Below are 14,822 nucleotides of genomic sequence, written 5' to 3'. Positions count from 1 at the left end.
CTCCTCTGTTCAGGCCGCCTTAACCGGCGGGCAGCCTTCGGCCCTCAGCACGCGCTTGGTCGAGGCCGGAAATTTGTCGAGTTTCGAAGCGGGCCGGACCGGCCGGCGCACCAGTTCGCCGCTGCAATTCGGGCAGCGGCCATCCAGCACGTTTTCCACGCAATCGAGGCAGAAGGTGCATTCGAAGCTACAGATCATCGCCTCGCGGCTGCCGGGCGGCAGGTCCTTGTCGCAGCACTCGCAATTGGGTCGAAGCTCCAGCATGGCGGCCTCAGCGGATCGGTTCGTGCACGGTCACCAGCTTGGTGCCGTCAGGGAAGGTCGCCTCGACCTGGATATCGTGGATCATCTCGGGGATGCCATCCATCACCTGCGCGCGGGTCAGTACATGGGCGCCGGCCTCCATCAGCTCCGCCACCGGGCGGCCGTCCCGCGCGCCTTCGACGACGAAATCGGTGATGAGCGCAACGGCTTCAGGATGGTTGAGCTTGACGCCGCGCTCCAGCCGCCGGCGTGCCACCATCGCAGCCATGGAAATCAGAAGCTTGTCTTTTTCGCGGGGGGTGAGGTTCATGCGCGGCCACCGGTTTTCATCAGTTACAAGGTCCAGACTTTCGGCACTGACGCTCCCTTACGCAAGTGCGAAATGACCGGAATAAGGATTTTTCTGAGCGCAAAGCCATCCGCCGCCACAAGCCGCGCGACAAGCTTCTCCCGCCGATGGATTTCGACGCGGCTTGCGCCGCCGGAAGCGCCGATCAAAGGCCGGATCGCCGCAAGCTGCGCCTCGCAATCAGACCCGGTGTAAAATAGCGTGGCAAAGGCCACCTGCCCGCCCAGCACCGGCACGCGCTGCGTCAACGCCCCGATTTCGCCGGCAAGCTTCAGATTTTCCGCATGCAGCAGAACACCGCCCTTGCGAATGCGCCAGCGATCCTGAAACAGCCCGTTTTCCATGGCTTCGCCCATGGCCTTGCGTCCGAGAAGCACCGCTTCGACCGCCAGGAATTCGGCATCATCGGCGATATCGACATCGAGACTGCGGGACATCGAGGCACGCTCGAAGAGAATGGTTTCCTGCGGCAGCCAGTGCACCGCAGCCCCGGCGCGCACATCGATGCGCGTATCGACCGTGGCCATGCCGCCGCTCGATTTATAAATCTTTTCGCAGGCCTGGGTGGTGAGCGTCAGACGGGTATTTTCGCCGCTATCGAACGCCCAGTCGAGCCGGTCGCCGCCGGTCAGACCGCCGGAACTGTTGATCAGCACCGCTTCCATCGTGTTGTCGAAGGTATCGGGAAGCCTGATCTTGGCGCAGCCTTCCTGATAGAATTCAGCGAGCCGCGTGCGCTCGGCAAAAGGCTTTGCCGTAAGCCGCCCCCTGCCCCACGCCCTTTGCGGAGCGATCGCCGCCGCCTCTGCCATGTCCACCACAGTCAAGTTATCCGACCCCTTACAAATACCGTGACGGTTCAGGCAACCCGATCCGGCGGCTCGCGCCCCTCGAAAAACGCAGTGATATTCTCGACGACCTTCATGCCCATCGCCGTGCGGGTTTCTTCCGTGGCGCTGCCGAGATGCGGCAGGAGCACGACATTTTCGAGGTTTCGCAGGGCGCCCGGCACACGGGGCTCCGCCTCGAAGACATCAAGGCCGGCACCGCGGAACGTACCGCTTTCAAGCGCGGCAGCTAGCGCGACCTCATCCACCACATCGCCACGCGCCGTGTTGATGAGAAACGCGCCGGGCTTCATCTGCGACAGGCGTTTCGCATCGATCAGATGCCGGTTGGCGCCGCCGCCGGGGCAATGCAGCGAGACGAAATCGGAAACGGCCAGAACCTCCTCCACCGTATCGAGCTGGCGCGCGCCGTAGCGGGCAGCCTCCGCGGGGTCAATCCGCGACCTGTTGTGGAACACGACCTGCATGTCGAAGCCGAAATGGCATCGCTTGGCCATCGCCTGACCGATGCGGCCGAAGCCGATGATACCGAGGGTCTTGCCGGTGACCTTGGAGCCGATCATATGCGTCGGCCGCCAGCCGGTCCATTTTCCGGCGCGAACCTCGCGCTCCCCCTCGCCGGCCCGCCGCGCCACGGACAAAAGCAGCGTCATGGCGAGATCGGCGGTGCAATCGGTGAGTACGCCCGGCGTATTGGTGATAACGATGCCTGCGGTCTTCGCGGCTTCAATATCGATGTGATTGTAGCCGACGCCGTAATTGCCGATGATTTTCGCCTTGATCCCGCCCGAGAATACGCCAGCCGGCAGCCGATCCGAAACGGTGGGCAGCACCGCATCGTAACGGCCAAGCGCCTCCGCGATCGCTGCTTCGGAAAGGGGCTTGTCATCCACGTTCAGCGTCGCCTCGAACCGCTCGCCAAGAACCCGCTCGACGGTTTCAGGCCATCTGCGGGTAACGAGGATACGCGGCTTGGCTGACATCAGGCTCTCCGGCTTGGCGAGAATCGTTGCCCCGTCAATTAAGCAGGAGAGCCGGGAGGACACCAGCCACTAGGCGCAATTGATGACGGCCGAATTCGCGAAAGACTTTCTCCAAATGCAAAAGGCCCGGCAATGCCGGGCCTCCGCATAGGACTTACACCAGAAAAACTTACTTGTTTTCGGTGTAGGTGTACTTGCCGTCGTCACCCTTCTTCCAGGTGTACATGACGTAGTCCGGACGGGTGATGTCGCCCTTTTCGTCGAAGCCGAGTTCGCCGATAGCGGTCGGGAACGGACCCTTGGCCTTGATGGCTTCGGCAACGGCCTGCGGGTCGTTGCCGCCGGCAGCCTTGGCGGCTTCAGCGATGACCTGAACGGCAGCGTAGGAGTAGAGCGTGTAGGCTTCCGGTTCGAAGCCGGCAGCGCGGAACTTCTCGACCAGTTCCTTCGAAGCCGGGTTCTTGCGCGGATCGGGAGCGAACGTCATCAGCGTGCCGTCGACGGCGTCGCCGGCGATCGATGCCAGTTCGTTCGAAACGATGCCGTCACCCGACATGAACTGAGCCTTGAGGCCCTGGTCGGCAGCCTGGCGTTCCATCAGGCCGAACTCGGTGTGCAGACCACCCCAGTAAACGACCGAAACGCCGGCTTCCTTCATCTTGGCGATGAGGGCCGAGAAGTCCTTGTCGCCGACGTTGACGCCTTCGTAGACGGCTTCGGTGACACCGGCTTCGTTCATGGACTTCTTGGTTTCGTCGGCAAGGCCCTGGCCATACGGGGTCTTGTCATGGATGACGGCGACCTTGGCGTCCTTGAAGTTGGTGGCGATGTAGGAACCGGCTACGGCGCCCTGCTGGTCATCACGACCGCATGTACGGAAGGTGTTCCACAGGCCGCGCTCGGTATAAGTCGGGTTGGTCGAAGCCGGGGTGATCTGCAGGATGCCGTTTTCGGCATAGACTTCCGAAGCCGGGATCGAAACGCCCGAGTTGAAGTGACCGACAACGAACTTGACGCCGTCAGCAACGAACTTGTTGGCGACCGAAACGCCCTGCTTGGCGTCGGAAACGTCGTCGCCGAGAACGATCTTGATCTGCTCGCCATTGATGCCGCCGGCAGCATTGATGTCTGCAGCAGCCTGTTCCGCACCCTTCTGAAGCTGTGCGCCGAACGCCGCGTTCGGGCCTGTCAGCGGGCCGCCGACGCCGACGAGCACGTCAGCCCACGCAGCACCACCGAAAGCGACCATTGCGCTGAAGGCAACAGCCGACAAAAGTGACTTCTTCATTGTGTAACTCCCAAATCTTCGAGCGGGTCTGGTTTCGATAGCCAACGCAATACCCACCATCATTGCGCCAGCGTTTTTTATCCGCCCCTGCAAAACAGGGCCGGGATTCCCTCTTATTTATTCTTCCAGGAGAAGGGCGATACCTTCTCATAGAGCCAGTAATAGTTGCTGGTCATCTGTTTCGTCCGATAGAAACGGAAACCGGCGGTAGCAAACACCAAAAGGACGAGCGTGTCCACGACGTAGTATTGCAGGCTGAACATGGTGCCGGCAAACAGCGCGTGGTGAATGAAGCGGATGCCGAGACCGAGCAGCGCGGTGTAGAGAAAGACCGTTCCCATGTCCTGCCAGCCTTCGGCGACGCTCTTGCCGGTGCGCCAGGCGGTCCAGCCGCCAATGATCACCGAGATCAGCAGGAACTGCCAGATCGAGGGCTCTTCGTAGAGAATTCCATGCATGTCAAAAACTCCCTCGGGCGGCGCTCAGTGGCGCCCGCCTTCCAGATAGGCCGCGCGAACTTCCGGATTGGAAAGCAGTTCCTTGCCCGATCCACTCATCGTCACCTGACCGTTGACCATGACATAGCCGCGATCCGACAGTTTCAGGGCGGCAAAGGCGTTCTGCTCGACGAGGAACACGGTCAGCCCCTCGGTCTGGTTGAGCTTCTTGATCGCCTCGAAGATGCCCTTGACGATCAGCGGCGCAAGGCCGAGCGACGGCTCGTCGAGAAGCAGGAGCTTCGGACGGGCCATCAGCGCACGGCCGATGGACAGCATCTGCTGCTCGCCGCCGGAGAGCGTGCCACCGCGCTGCATTTGGCGTTCCTTGAGGCGCGGGAAGAGCGTGAAGATCTTTTCCACGTCCTCGTCGAAATACTTCAGATTGTCGAGGCTCGCGCCCATCTGCAGGTTTTCGAACACGGTCATGCGCGGGAAGATACGACGGCCTTCCGGAGACTGCGCGATGCGCAGGCGGGCGATCTCGTGCGTCGGCATGCGGGTGATGTCCTGACCGTCGAAGATGACGGAACCGGTGCGTGCCTGCGGGCTGCCGCAGATCGTCATCATCAGCGTCGACTTGCCGGCGCCGTTGGCGCCGATCAGGCAGACGATTTCGCCGCTGTTGACCTCGACATCGACGCCGCCAAGCGCGCGGATGTTGCCGTAATAGGTTTCGACGGACTTTACCTGGAGAAGCGGGCCGCTCATTTCAGGCCTCCTTCTTCGCCTTCGACCTCGGCAATCACGTCTTCGACCTCATCATCTTCAACACCGAGATAGGCCGCGATGACCTTCGGGTCGTTCTTCACAAATTCGGGGTTGCCGTCGGAAATCTTCTGGCCGTATTCGAGCACCACAACGTGGTCGGAGATCTCCATGACCACGGACATATCGTGCTCGATCAGCAGGATCGACGCGCCCGTATCTCGGCGCACGCCCTGCAGCAGATCGTTCAGCGCCAGCGATTCGCGCGGGTTGAGACCGGCAGCCGGCTCGTCCAGGCAAAGCAGTTCCGGCCCCGTGCACATGGCGCGGGCGATTTCCAGACGACGCTGGGCACCATAGGGCAGATCGCCGGCCGGATCGTCGGCGCGGTCGATCAGCGAGGCGCGCTCGAGCCAGTGCTTGGCAATTTCGATCGACTGCTTCGACGCCTGCTTGTAGGCCGGAAAACCGAGCAGGCCGAGCACGGTGTAACCCGAGGCGCGCATCAACGTGTTGTGCTGCGCGACCAGCAGATTTTCGAGAACGGTCAGACCCGAGAAGAGCCGGATGTTCTGGAAGGTACGGGCGACCTTCGCCTGCTTGGTGATCTCGAAATCCGGAAGGCGTTCGAGCAGATATTCCTTGCCGGCCTTCTGGCGCATGGTGATCATGCCCATCGTCGGCTTGTAGAAGCCGGTGATGCAGTTGAACACCGTGGTCTTGCCGGCGCCGTTCGGGCCGATCAGCGCGGTGATGTCGCCGCGATAGGCCTCGAAGGAGAAGTCGTTGATCGCCATCAGACCGCCGAAGCGCATCGACAGGTGTTCGACCTTGAGGATTACGTCTTTTGTCATTGTCGTTGCCGCTGTTGTCGTCGTTGCGGAAGCCATCAGCCGTGCCCTTCCTTGGTGAAGCTGCCGGAGACGTTCTTGCGCTCCTTGAGGAAGGCGGTCGGTTCGCGGGAGCCGACGAAGCCGCGCGGTTTCCAGACCATGACCACCACCATCGCCAGGCCGAAGATCAGCATGCGGTAGAGTTCAGGCGTAAAGTCCGGCCCGAAGACCGCCTTAAGGAAGTCGAGTTCGCGCAGGATTTCCGTGCCGCCGATCATGACGACAGCCGCGATCGCAATCCCCGTCAGCGAGCCCATGCCGCCGAGAACGACAATGGCGAGGATGACGGCCGATTCGAGGAAGACGAAGCTTTCCGGCGAGACGAAGCCCTGGCGGACCGCAAAGAACGAGCCGGCGAAACCACCGAACATCGCGCCCGTGGCAAAAGCCGTGAGCTTGGTCGTGACCGTGTTGATGCCGAGCGAGCGGCAGGCGATCTCGTCTTCACGCAGCGCTTCCCAGGCGCGGCCGATCGGCATGCGGCGCAGGCGGATCGTCACGTAAGCCGTCAGGCCGGCCAGAGCGAGGATGAGATAGAACAGGAAGATCTTGTAGTAGGCCGAGGACATCGGCAGACCGAAGGCCTTGGCGAAGTTGTTCGGCGCGCTGACATCGAACGACCAGATGCCGAAGATCGACGCCTTGGCGATGCCCGAGACACCGAAGGTCCCCTTGGTCACTTCCGTCCAGTTGATCAGCACGAGCCGGATGATCTCACCGAAGGCCAGCGTCACGATGGCGAGATAATCGCCGCGCAGGCGCAGAACCGGGAAGCCGAGCACCGTGCCCCAGACCGCCGCCAGCAGGCCGGCGATCGGCAAAAGCACCCAGAAGGACAGGCCGAGATAGCTGGAGAGCAGCGCGTAGGAATAGGCGCCGACAGCATAGAAGGCGACGTAGCCGAGATCGAGCAGACCGGCAAGGCCGACGACGATGTTCAGGCCCCAGGCGAGCATCACGTAGATGAGGATCTGGATGCCGAAATTGTCGACCCACTTGAGCGAGCCCTGCGCGCCGAAGAGCACAACGGCCAGCACCGGATAGAGAACCAGCCCGATGAGCGCGATGACCGTGAAATTGCGCTTGAAGAAGCTTTCCCGGTCCTCGGCGATGCCGACGGCTTCGGCCTTGGCGGCCTTGCGGCTCGCCGACCACGGCTGCACATAGGCAACCATCAGGAAGCGGCCGACGGCGGCGACAATCACGAAGATCGCCAGCAAACCCCAGCGCTGAACGAGAACCAGTTCGTTCAGGATGTTCTGGTCGGTCTTGAGACCGACGAAGAGGAAGAAGAGGCCAAGCGAGATGAGGCCCGCGAACATAGCCTCGCGCAGAGCCCGCGCCGTCAGGTCCCCGCCGGCGCTCTCACGTTTATTCGTCATGTTTGCCATGAAATTATACCTTCTCGACTTCCGGCCGGCCGAGGATACCCGACGGCTTGAAGATCAGGACGATGGCCAGGATGGAGAACGTCGCCACATCCTTGTAGTCGATGGTGAAATAGGCCGACCAGAGGCTTTCGATGAGGCCGATCAGCAGGCCGCCGATGACGGCGCCCGGAAGCGAACCGATGCCGCCGAGAACCGCGGCCGTGAAGGCCTTGACGCCCGGAATGAAGCCGTCGGTGAAGACCACGACGCCGTAATACATCAGGTACATGGTACCGGCGACCGCGGCGAGCGCAGCACCCATGATGAAGGTAACGGAGATCGTGCGGTCAACGTCGATGCCGAGCAGCGCCGCCATCTTGCGGTCCTGTTCGGTGGCGCGCTGGGCGCGTCCCAGCGGCGTCTTGTTGACGATGTACCAGAACACCGACAGCAGAATGGCCGTGATGACGATGATCAGGATCTGCTTCAGCGAAATCGAGATGCCGAAGACGTTATAGACCGTCGAAACCAGCGGCGGGATCGGCTTGTTGCGCGGACCCTGTGTCACCTGGATGAAGTTCGACAGCGCGATCGACATGCCGATCGCGGTGATCAGCGGCGCAAGGCGGAAAGAACCGCGCAGCGGCCGGTAGGCCACCTTTTCGATGGTCCAGTTCCACAAGGCCGCCGTCAGCATGGCGACGATCATCATGATGAGAAGCGCGATAACAACCGGCACGCCGGCAAAAAGGCTCGTCAGCACGAGAAACACGATCAGCGCGGCAAAGCCGCCCAGCATGAAGATATCGCCATGGGCGAAGTTGATCATGCCGATGATGCCGTAAACCATTGTGTAACCAATGGCGATCATGCCGTAGATAGAGCCCAGAGTCAGCCCGTTGACGAGCTGCTGTACAAAGTACTGCATCAATTATCCCCCGGACCTGATCCCTTGATGGGTCTGGTCTCTTGTTTTTTCAGGTGCCGTTTAGCCCCGATGATTAGGAAGATTCCATAACGGTTTCGCTTGAAAAGTGAAGCCTAAAAGTGCTCGATCGACAGATTCTTCGCCGCATTTGATTAATTGGGTGATTTGAATCCAAAAGAATCAAAAAAAGTGCACAGAATGCGCGCGAATTGGGCAGAAACGATAGGTTATCCGGCAGGTGCTCAAAGCGGCTTGCGCCGGGGCGTGGTTACCCCGGCGTCTCGCGCGTTTTTTCGATTATGAACGCATGCGCGAACCGTTGGCGTCAAAGAGCGGCTGGACCTGCAACCGGGCCGGCAGGTGCTCGCCGAGAATCTCGACCGACCAGCCATCCGCTTCGTCGGCGACCTCTTTCGGCACATAGCCGATGGCGACGGAAACCCCGGCGGCATGGGCATAGCCGCCCGATGTCACCCAGCCGCAGACCTTGCCGTTCAGCGAAATCGGCTCGTCGCCGATCACATCGGCATCCCCGGCTTCGACGACGAAGGTGCGCAGGCGAAGCTCGCCACCTTCGGCTTTTTCCTTCTGCGCGGCAGCCTTGCCGATGAAATCTGCTTCCTTCGACAGGGCAACGAATCGCGACAGCCCTGCTTCGAGCGGGCCGTAGAGCGGACGATATTCCCGCGACCAGCTGCCGAAGGATTTTTCGAGACGCAGCGCATTCAGCGCGCGCAGGCCGAAGAGACGGATGCCGAATTCCTTGCCGGTCTCCATGAGCAGGTCGAAGAGATAACGCTGGTATTCCGGCTTCATCCAGATTTCGTAGCCGAGATCGCCGGTATAGCTGACGCGCCCGACGATGGCCGGGGCCATGCCGAGATCCATCTTGCGGATCGCCATGAAGGGGAAGGCAGCATCGGACATATCGAGATGGGTAAGCTTCTCGATCAGGGCGCGGGAATTCGGGCCGGCGATGGAAAGACCGACAATGCCGGCATTGAGCGGCTTGAGCGAGACGCTGCCATCGTCGGGCAGATGGCTCTCGAACCAGCGCATGTGATAGTCTTCGGCAATGCCGGAACCGATCAGCAGGAAATCGTCTTGCCCGAGGCAGGCGAGCGTGAAATCGCCGATCAGCTTGCCATCGTCCTTCAGCATCGGCGCCAGCACCATGCGGCCGGGGGTCGGGATGCGGGCGGCAAGCAGCCGGTCGAGCCAGGCGGACGCGCCCTTGCCGGTGATGGTGTATTTGGCGAAACCCGAGGTTTCCATCAGGCCGACACTGTCGCGCACCGCCTTTGCCTCCGCACCGACCGTTTCGAAATCGGTCGAGCGCCGCCAGGAGAACGCATCCTCGACGCCTTCCGGCGCGAACCACAGCGGCTGTTCCAGCCCGTAGGATGCGCCGAAGACGGCGCCTTCGGCCTTGAGCCTCTCGTAAATCGGCGTCGTCAGGAACGGACGCGCGCCCGGCAATTCCTCGTTCGGATAACGGATCGAGAAGCGGCGGGAATAGTTCTCACGCACCTTGGCATTGGTATAGCCGAGGGTGGCGAAGTCGCCGTAGCGGCAGACATCCATGGCGAAGACATCGAAGCCCGGATCGCCGTGGATCATCCAGTTGGCAAGCGCCAGGCCCACGCCGCCGCCCTGGCTGAAACCGGCCATGACGGCGCAGGCCGACCAGAAATTGGTCATGCCGCGCACCGGCCCGACCAGCGGATTGCCATCGGGGGAGAAGGTGAAGGGGCCGTTGATGATCTTCTTGATGCCGGCATTGTTGAAGGCCGGGAAATGGCGGAAGCCGACTTCGAGTTCGCTGGAAATTCGCTCCAGATCCTCGGCCAGCAATTCGTGGCCGAAATCCCATGGGGTCTGAATCGGCGACCATGGGCGGCAGGCCTTTTCATAGGTGCCCATCAGCATGCCGTTGCGTTCCTGGCGGATGTAGATTTCGCCGTCGAAATCGACACAGTGCATCAGTTCCTTGCCGGAGGTCTTGTTGAACTCGATCACCTCCGGCATGTCCTCGGTGATCAGATACATATGCTCCATGGCGAGCACCGGCAGCTCGAGCCCTACCATGCGGCCGACCTCGCGCGCCCAGAGGCCGCCGCAGTTGACGACATGCTCGGCGATGATCTCGCCCTTGTTGGTGATCACCCGCCAGCTGCCGTCCTCGCGCTGCACGAGGTCTTCGACCTTGGTGTGGAGATAGATGTCCGCGCCGTTCTTCTTGGCGGATTTCGCGTAGGCGTGGGTGGTGCCGTAGGGGTCGAGGTGGCCTTCATGCGGATCGAAGACAGCGCCAACGAACTGGTCGGGGTCGAGAAGCGGCATCATCTCATAGGCTTCACGCGACGAAATCAGCGTCGCCTCACCGCCGGCATATTTGCCCTTGGCGAGCAGCGACTTCATCCAGTCGAAGCGCTCGTTGGTCGCGGCAAGCATCAGGCCAGAGGTCATGTGCAGGCCGATATCCTGGCCGGAATACTCCTCGATCTCCTTATAGAGTTCGACCGTGTATTTCTGCAGCTTGGCGACGTTGGGATCGCCGTTGATTGTGTGCATGCCGCCGGCCGCATGCCAGGTCGAGCCGGAGGTCAGCTCCGAGCGTTCGACCAGAACGACATCCGTCCAGCCGAATTTGGTGAGGTGATAGAGTACCGAGCACCCGACGACGCCGCCGCCGATGACGACGACCCTTGCATGGCTTTTCATAAAACTCTCCGGTTTCTCGGGCGCGCGGCGCAGGCCGCAAAAGCCACTGGCATGGACGACGAAACGAGAGCCTATTTTGAAGCCTGTCGGGGCGGAAGACGCAAGCGCGAAACCGTCTTGCCGTTTTCCGCCATGAGAGTGCGCACCACTGGCAAAAATGCGCCATCATACGGCGCATTTGATCCCGTCAGCCCTGATCGGCCAGACCGCCGGAAAAACCGTAGGAAAGATCGAATTCCCGGCCCATGGCGAGCAAGTCCTCGAACAGGGATTCGGCAAAGCTTCGGAAGACGATAAGCTCGAACTCATTTTCGCCGGAACGGGCGAAATTCACCGCGATATGGCCGCAGCGCAGATTGGCCGACTGGCCCACGGTAAAGACCGAGGGATCGAGATCTACAGCCACGCCTTTTGCCAGAATGCGCCGCGCATTCGGGCCGGAGAGCCGCAGAAGCACCCTGCCCTCGCTCTGGTCGACGACCTCAGCGATATCGGCGAGCAGCGCGGCAAGCCGGCGCTCCAGATTGACGGCGCGCTCGACATGGGAGAGCACCAGCCATTCGCCGGGTGCGACATTGCGCATCGTGAGATCGCCGGCAGCGGCAAAACCGGCAACGACCATCGCCGCATCGCTCAGACGCGAAAGCACGGTCGCGATTGCGACAGAGCGCGGGATTTCCAGATGATCGACGGCGCGGACGGCGGAACCGGCCTTGCCTTCGAGCGGATGGCGGGATTGGAACGACATCGCCTTAGACCTTGAGCTTTGCGGAGAGGGGATCGACGAAGACCGGTTCGCAGACCTCGGCCATCGTCTCCTCGTTCTTCAGCCTGTCCCAGACGACAATGCGTTCGCCATAGCGTTCCCGGCCGGATTTCAGGAAGGCGAGCGCGATGTCGTGTCCCAGCACTGGGGAGAAACAGGCGGAACTGACATAACCCTGATCGTTGATGGTCGAGGGTTTCGCCCCGTCCTTCAGGAGGTGCGCGCCGGCGCGGATGGTCTTGTCCTTCTCGGCGGGTTTGAGGCCGACCATTTGCATGCGGTCGGCAGCGGTCAGGCCGTAACGGGTGGACAGGCGCTTGCCGATGAAATCCGGCTTCTGGGCCGAAACCATGCGGCCGAAGCCGGCATCGTCAGGCGTCACGCGGCCATCGAATTCGGCATGGGTGACATAGCCCTTTTCCAGGCGCAGGACGTTGAGCGCCTCAAGCCCATAGGCGCAGATGCCATGCGCCCTGCCCGCCTCTATGACGGCATCGGCGACGCTTTCGCCATAACCGGCGGGCACCGCCAGCTCATAGGCCAGTTCGCCGGAAAAAGAGATGCGGAACAGCCGCGCCTTGAGGCCGCCCTTCAGCGTCACCACGCCGACTGACAGGTAAGGAAAGGCCACATTGGAAATATCGTCCTCGATCATCGCCTGCACGACCGCCCGCGCTTTCGGACCGGCAATCGACATTTGCGCCCATTGGTCGGTAACGGAGGTGAAGCGCACATCGAGGTCCGGCCACAGCACCTGGGCGCAATATTCCATGTGGCTCAGCACGCCGGCGGCAAGGCCGGTCGTCGTCGTGACGAAGAAGTGGTTTTCACCGAAGCGGCTCACCGTGCCGTCGTCATAGACGATACCGTCTTCGCGCAACATCAGGCCGTAACGTGCCTTGCCAATCGGCAGCTTCGCCATAGCGTTGCAATAGAGCCGGTTGAGGAACTCGGCGGCATCGGTGCCGAAAACTTCGATCTTGCCGAGTGTCGAGACATCGCAGAGGCCAACATTTTCGCGCACGTTGAGGACTTCCCGGTCGGTTGTCTGCCGCCAGGTCCTTTCACCCTCGCGCGGGAACCATGACGAGCGATGCCAGAGGCCGGCTTCGACGAAGACCGCGCCGTTGCGCTCCGCCCAGCCATGCAGCGGCGAGACCCGCTTCGGGGCGGCATGCATGTCGCGCGCCGTGCCGGCGAGTGCACCGAAGGAAACGGGCGTGTAGAACGGGCGGAAGGTGGTGATGCCGACTTCGGCGGGGCTCACGCCGCGCATGCCGGCCAGAATGCCGGCGGCGTTAACGCCGGAAAGCTTGCCCTGATCGGTCGCCATGCCATTGGTCGTGTAGCGCTTGGCATGCTCGATATGGCCAAACCCTTCTCGCAGAGCGAGGCCGAGATCGCGGGCGTGAACATCGTTCTGGAAATCGACGAAGGCCTTCGATTTTGCGCCGGGCACATACCAGAGCGTAGTGAAGGAGGGATCGACCTCCTCTCCCACGGCGGGCGCTTCATCGGCTGTGACGGCGAAGCCGAGATCGGCGGCAATAGTAGCCGCCTTTTCCGCACCATCGGCAAGACAGGCGGAGAGCGTGTAGTACCCGGCCGCAGCCCCCGCAATCGAGAGCCCGCCGCCAACATCCGGCGCGAGGAAAGTATCGAGTTCGCTCGACCAGACCGGCCGCGCCCCGCGCTGGCAGGCGAGATGGATCACCGGATTGAAGCCGCCGGACATGCCGATAGCATCGCAGGCGATGACCTCTTCATAACCCGAGCGTTCGAACACCAGCTTGCCCAGTCGCTGCCCGCCCATCGTGTCGACGATGCCGGCGCCTTTGATGATACGGACATCCTTCAAATCATCCACTGCGGGTGCATCACTGCGCGTATCGATGATCGCAGCGATGCCGACGCCGTGGCGGAGGAGATCGGCCGCTGTGCGATAGCCGGCATTGCCGTTGGTGAAGATCGCGACGGATTTTCCCGCCGCAACGCCGAAGCGATTGGCATAGGTGCCGATCGCGCTCGCCGTCATCACGCCGGGGCGGTCGTTGCCGCCGAAAACCAGTGGCCGTTCTTCCGCACCGGTCGCCAGCAGCGCCCGCTTGGCCGCGATGCGCCACAGGCGCTCCACCGGCAGTTTGGCGATCGGCTGGGCCACGTGCTTCTGCACCCGCTCGACCGCGCCGAAGACATTGTCGTCATACCAGCCGAAGACGGTGGTGCGCGGCATCAGCGTGACATTCGGAAGCGTCGCAAGTTCGGCAAGCGAAGCCTCGGCGAAGACCGACGCAGAATTGCCGTCGATCGCCGTGCTGTCGGACAACAGCGCCCCGCCCATGCGAAAATCCTGCTCGGCGAGCACGACGCGCAGGCCGGCACGGCCTGCCGTTAGCGCCGCCGAAAGGCCGGCGGGACCGGAGCCGACGATCAGCAGATCGCAGTGCGTCCAGCATTTCTCATAGCTTTCCGGGTCGCGCTCCAGTACGGCGCGGCCGAGGCCGGCGGCGCGGCGGATCAGCGGCTCGTAGAGCTTTTCCCAGAAGGCGGCCGGCCACATGAAGGTCTTGTAGTAGAAGCCGGCGGACAGGAACGGCGACAGCAGATTGTTGAGAGCGCCGATATCGTACTTCAGCGACGGCCAGTTGTTCTGGCTGCGGGCCTCCAGCCCGGCATAAAGCTCCGCCACCGTGGCACGGGTGTTGGCATCCGTGCGCGCGCCGCTGCCGATGCTCACCAGCGCATTCGGCTCGGAGACGCCTGCGGTCACCAGACCGCGCGGGCGGTGATACTTGAAACTGCGGGCGAGCAGCAGTTGATCGTTGGCGAGCAGCGCCGAGGCCAGCGTATCGCCAGGATGACCCTTGAAACGCGTGCCGTCGAAGCGGAAATCGAGCGACGTCGTGCGGTCGACGAGGCCGCCCTCGGGGAGACGATAGGCCGTCATCGGCTGCCTCCATCGGTCACGCTATAGACCTCATGGGTGACGGTATCGCGCTCGACCACCAGAAATCGCCGGCAACCGAACACATGCTGCCAGTGCTCGCGGGTGCGTCCGCGGGGATTGGCGCGGATGTGGACATAATTGTGCCACGCCTCGTCGGATGCGTCCGGCTCCGGGCGAATGACGGAGGCATCGCCCCTCACCGTGAACTCTTCCTTCGGCCGGATGCCGCAATGCGGACAGGAAATAAAGCTTGCCAT

General features: G+C 62.0%; 14 protein-coding genes. All 14 read right to left on the bottom strand.

Annotated features, from left to right (window positions below):
* Positions 1-9 precede the first annotated feature (9 nt).
* The 14 genes from ASC86_RS12885 to ASC86_RS12820 all read right to left on the bottom strand — a co-directional run bounded on the left by ASC86_RS12885 (position 10) and on the right by ASC86_RS12820 (position 14,822).
* A complete protein-coding gene (locus ASC86_RS12885) occupies positions 10-264 on the bottom strand; it encodes a DUF1272 domain-containing protein (protein ID WP_056321477.1) in 255 nt (84 codons plus the stop codon).
* A gap of 7 nt (positions 265-271) precedes the next feature.
* The gene (locus ASC86_RS12880) at positions 272-574 is read right to left on the bottom strand and encodes an urease subunit gamma (protein WP_056321474.1); all 303 of its coding nucleotides are present in this window, start codon (positions 572-574) and stop codon (positions 272-274) included.
* 23 nt (positions 575-597) lie between these two features.
* Positions 598-1,425: an urease accessory protein UreD gene (locus tag ASC86_RS12875; protein ID WP_056321472.1), complete on the bottom strand. Its 828-nt coding sequence runs from the start codon at positions 1,423-1,425 to the stop codon at positions 598-600.
* 47 nt (positions 1,426-1,472) lie between these two features.
* Entirely contained in the window at positions 1,473-2,444 is a 972-nt protein-coding gene (locus ASC86_RS12870) for a D-glycerate dehydrogenase (RefSeq protein ID WP_056321469.1), read from the bottom strand.
* 169 nt (positions 2,445-2,613) lie between these two features.
* The gene (locus ASC86_RS12865) at positions 2,614-3,732 is read right to left on the bottom strand and encodes a branched-chain amino acid ABC transporter substrate-binding protein (RefSeq protein ID WP_056321467.1); all 1,119 of its coding nucleotides are present in this window, start codon (positions 3,730-3,732) and stop codon (positions 2,614-2,616) included.
* Between the two features lie 113 nt (positions 3,733-3,845).
* Positions 3,846-4,190, bottom strand: a complete 345-nt coding sequence (locus tag ASC86_RS12860; protein WP_056321464.1) for a DUF6867 family protein — start codon at positions 4,188-4,190, stop codon at positions 3,846-3,848.
* Between the two features lie 24 nt (positions 4,191-4,214).
* On the bottom strand, positions 4,215-4,940 hold the full coding sequence (locus ASC86_RS12855; RefSeq protein WP_056321462.1) for an ABC transporter ATP-binding protein: 726 nt from the start codon (positions 4,938-4,940) through the stop codon (positions 4,215-4,217).
* Positions 4,937-5,827, bottom strand: coding sequence for an ABC transporter ATP-binding protein (locus tag ASC86_RS12850; RefSeq protein WP_056321459.1), 891 nt, complete (start codon positions 5,825-5,827; stop codon positions 4,937-4,939). Before ASC86_RS12850 ends, ASC86_RS12855 begins: the two co-directional genes overlap by 4 nt.
* Positions 5,827-7,221 carry a high-affinity branched-chain amino acid ABC transporter permease LivM gene (livM, locus tag ASC86_RS12845; protein WP_056321456.1) on the bottom strand — a complete coding sequence of 465 codons (1,395 nt, stop codon included), beginning with the start codon at positions 7,219-7,221 and terminating at the stop codon, positions 5,827-5,829. The genes ASC86_RS12850 and livM overlap by 1 nt, the downstream gene beginning before the upstream one ends.
* A 4-nt stretch (positions 7,222-7,225) precedes the next feature.
* On the bottom strand, positions 7,226-8,128 hold the full coding sequence (locus tag ASC86_RS12840; RefSeq protein ID WP_056321453.1) for a branched-chain amino acid ABC transporter permease: 903 nt from the start codon (positions 8,126-8,128) through the stop codon (positions 7,226-7,228).
* A 297-nt stretch (positions 8,129-8,425) separates the two neighbouring features.
* Positions 8,426-10,852: an FAD-dependent oxidoreductase gene (locus ASC86_RS12835; RefSeq protein WP_056321450.1), complete on the bottom strand. Its 2,427-nt coding sequence runs from the start codon at positions 10,850-10,852 to the stop codon at positions 8,426-8,428.
* 187 nt (positions 10,853-11,039) lie between these two features.
* Positions 11,040-11,600, bottom strand: coding sequence for a sarcosine oxidase subunit gamma family protein (locus ASC86_RS12830; protein ID WP_056321447.1), 561 nt, complete (start codon positions 11,598-11,600; stop codon positions 11,040-11,042).
* A gap of 4 nt (positions 11,601-11,604) precedes the next feature.
* Positions 11,605-14,565 carry a sarcosine oxidase subunit alpha family protein gene (locus ASC86_RS12825; RefSeq protein ID WP_056321444.1) on the bottom strand — a complete coding sequence of 987 codons (2,961 nt, stop codon included), beginning with the start codon at positions 14,563-14,565 and terminating at the stop codon, positions 11,605-11,607.
* Positions 14,562-14,822: a sarcosine oxidase subunit delta gene (locus ASC86_RS12820; RefSeq protein ID WP_056321441.1), complete on the bottom strand. Its 261-nt coding sequence runs from the start codon at positions 14,820-14,822 to the stop codon at positions 14,562-14,564. The genes ASC86_RS12825 and ASC86_RS12820 overlap by 4 nt, the downstream gene beginning before the upstream one ends.

Origin of the sequence: Rhizobium sp. Root1212 (genome assembly GCF_001424985.1) — a bacterium.
Classification (GTDB): Bacteria; Pseudomonadota; Alphaproteobacteria; order Rhizobiales; family Rhizobiaceae; genus Pararhizobium.
Note: the sequence above shows the minus strand (reverse complement) of the source record. Positions and strands in the feature narration are given on the sequence as shown.

What these genes read in the sequence shown, in the direction of transcription:
- ASC86_RS12885 (WP_056321477.1), bottom strand. Translation starts at nt 264, where the DNA reads ATGCTGGAGCTTCGACCCAATTGCGAGTGCTGCGACAAGGACCTGCCG.
- ASC86_RS12880 (WP_056321474.1), bottom strand. Translation starts at nt 574, where the DNA reads ATGAACCTCACCCCCCGCGAAAAAGACAAGCTTCTGATTTCCATGGCT.
- ASC86_RS12875 (WP_056321472.1), bottom strand. Translation starts at nt 1,425, where the DNA reads ATGGCAGAGGCGGCGGCGATCGCTCCGCAAAGGGCGTGGGGCAGGGGG.
- ASC86_RS12870 (WP_056321469.1), bottom strand. Translation starts at nt 2,444, where the DNA reads ATGTCAGCCAAGCCGCGTATCCTCGTTACCCGCAGATGGCCTGAAACC.
- ASC86_RS12865 (WP_056321467.1), bottom strand. Translation starts at nt 3,732, where the DNA reads ATGAAGAAGTCACTTTTGTCGGCTGTTGCCTTCAGCGCAATGGTCGCT.
- ASC86_RS12860 (WP_056321464.1), bottom strand. Translation starts at nt 4,190, where the DNA reads ATGCATGGAATTCTCTACGAAGAGCCCTCGATCTGGCAGTTCCTGCTG.
- ASC86_RS12855 (WP_056321462.1), bottom strand. Translation starts at nt 4,940, where the DNA reads ATGAGCGGCCCGCTTCTCCAGGTAAAGTCCGTCGAAACCTATTACGGC.
- ASC86_RS12850 (WP_056321459.1), bottom strand. Translation starts at nt 5,827, where the DNA reads ATGGCTTCCGCAACGACGACAACAGCGGCAACGACAATGACAAAAGAC.
- livM (WP_056321456.1), bottom strand. Translation starts at nt 7,221, where the DNA reads ATGGCAAACATGACGAATAAACGTGAGAGCGCCGGCGGGGACCTGACG.
- ASC86_RS12840 (WP_056321453.1), bottom strand. Translation starts at nt 8,128, where the DNA reads ATGCAGTACTTTGTACAGCAGCTCGTCAACGGGCTGACTCTGGGCTCT.
- ASC86_RS12835 (WP_056321450.1), bottom strand. Translation starts at nt 10,852, where the DNA reads ATGAAAAGCCATGCAAGGGTCGTCGTCATCGGCGGCGGCGTCGTCGGG.
- ASC86_RS12830 (WP_056321447.1), bottom strand. Translation starts at nt 11,600, where the DNA reads ATGTCGTTCCAATCCCGCCATCCGCTCGAAGGCAAGGCCGGTTCCGCC.
- ASC86_RS12825 (WP_056321444.1), bottom strand. Translation starts at nt 14,565, where the DNA reads ATGACGGCCTATCGTCTCCCCGAGGGCGGCCTCGTCGACCGCACGACG.
- ASC86_RS12820 (WP_056321441.1), bottom strand. Translation starts at nt 14,822, where the DNA reads ATGGCAAGCTTTATTTCCTGTCCGCATTGCGGCATCCGGCCGAAGGAA.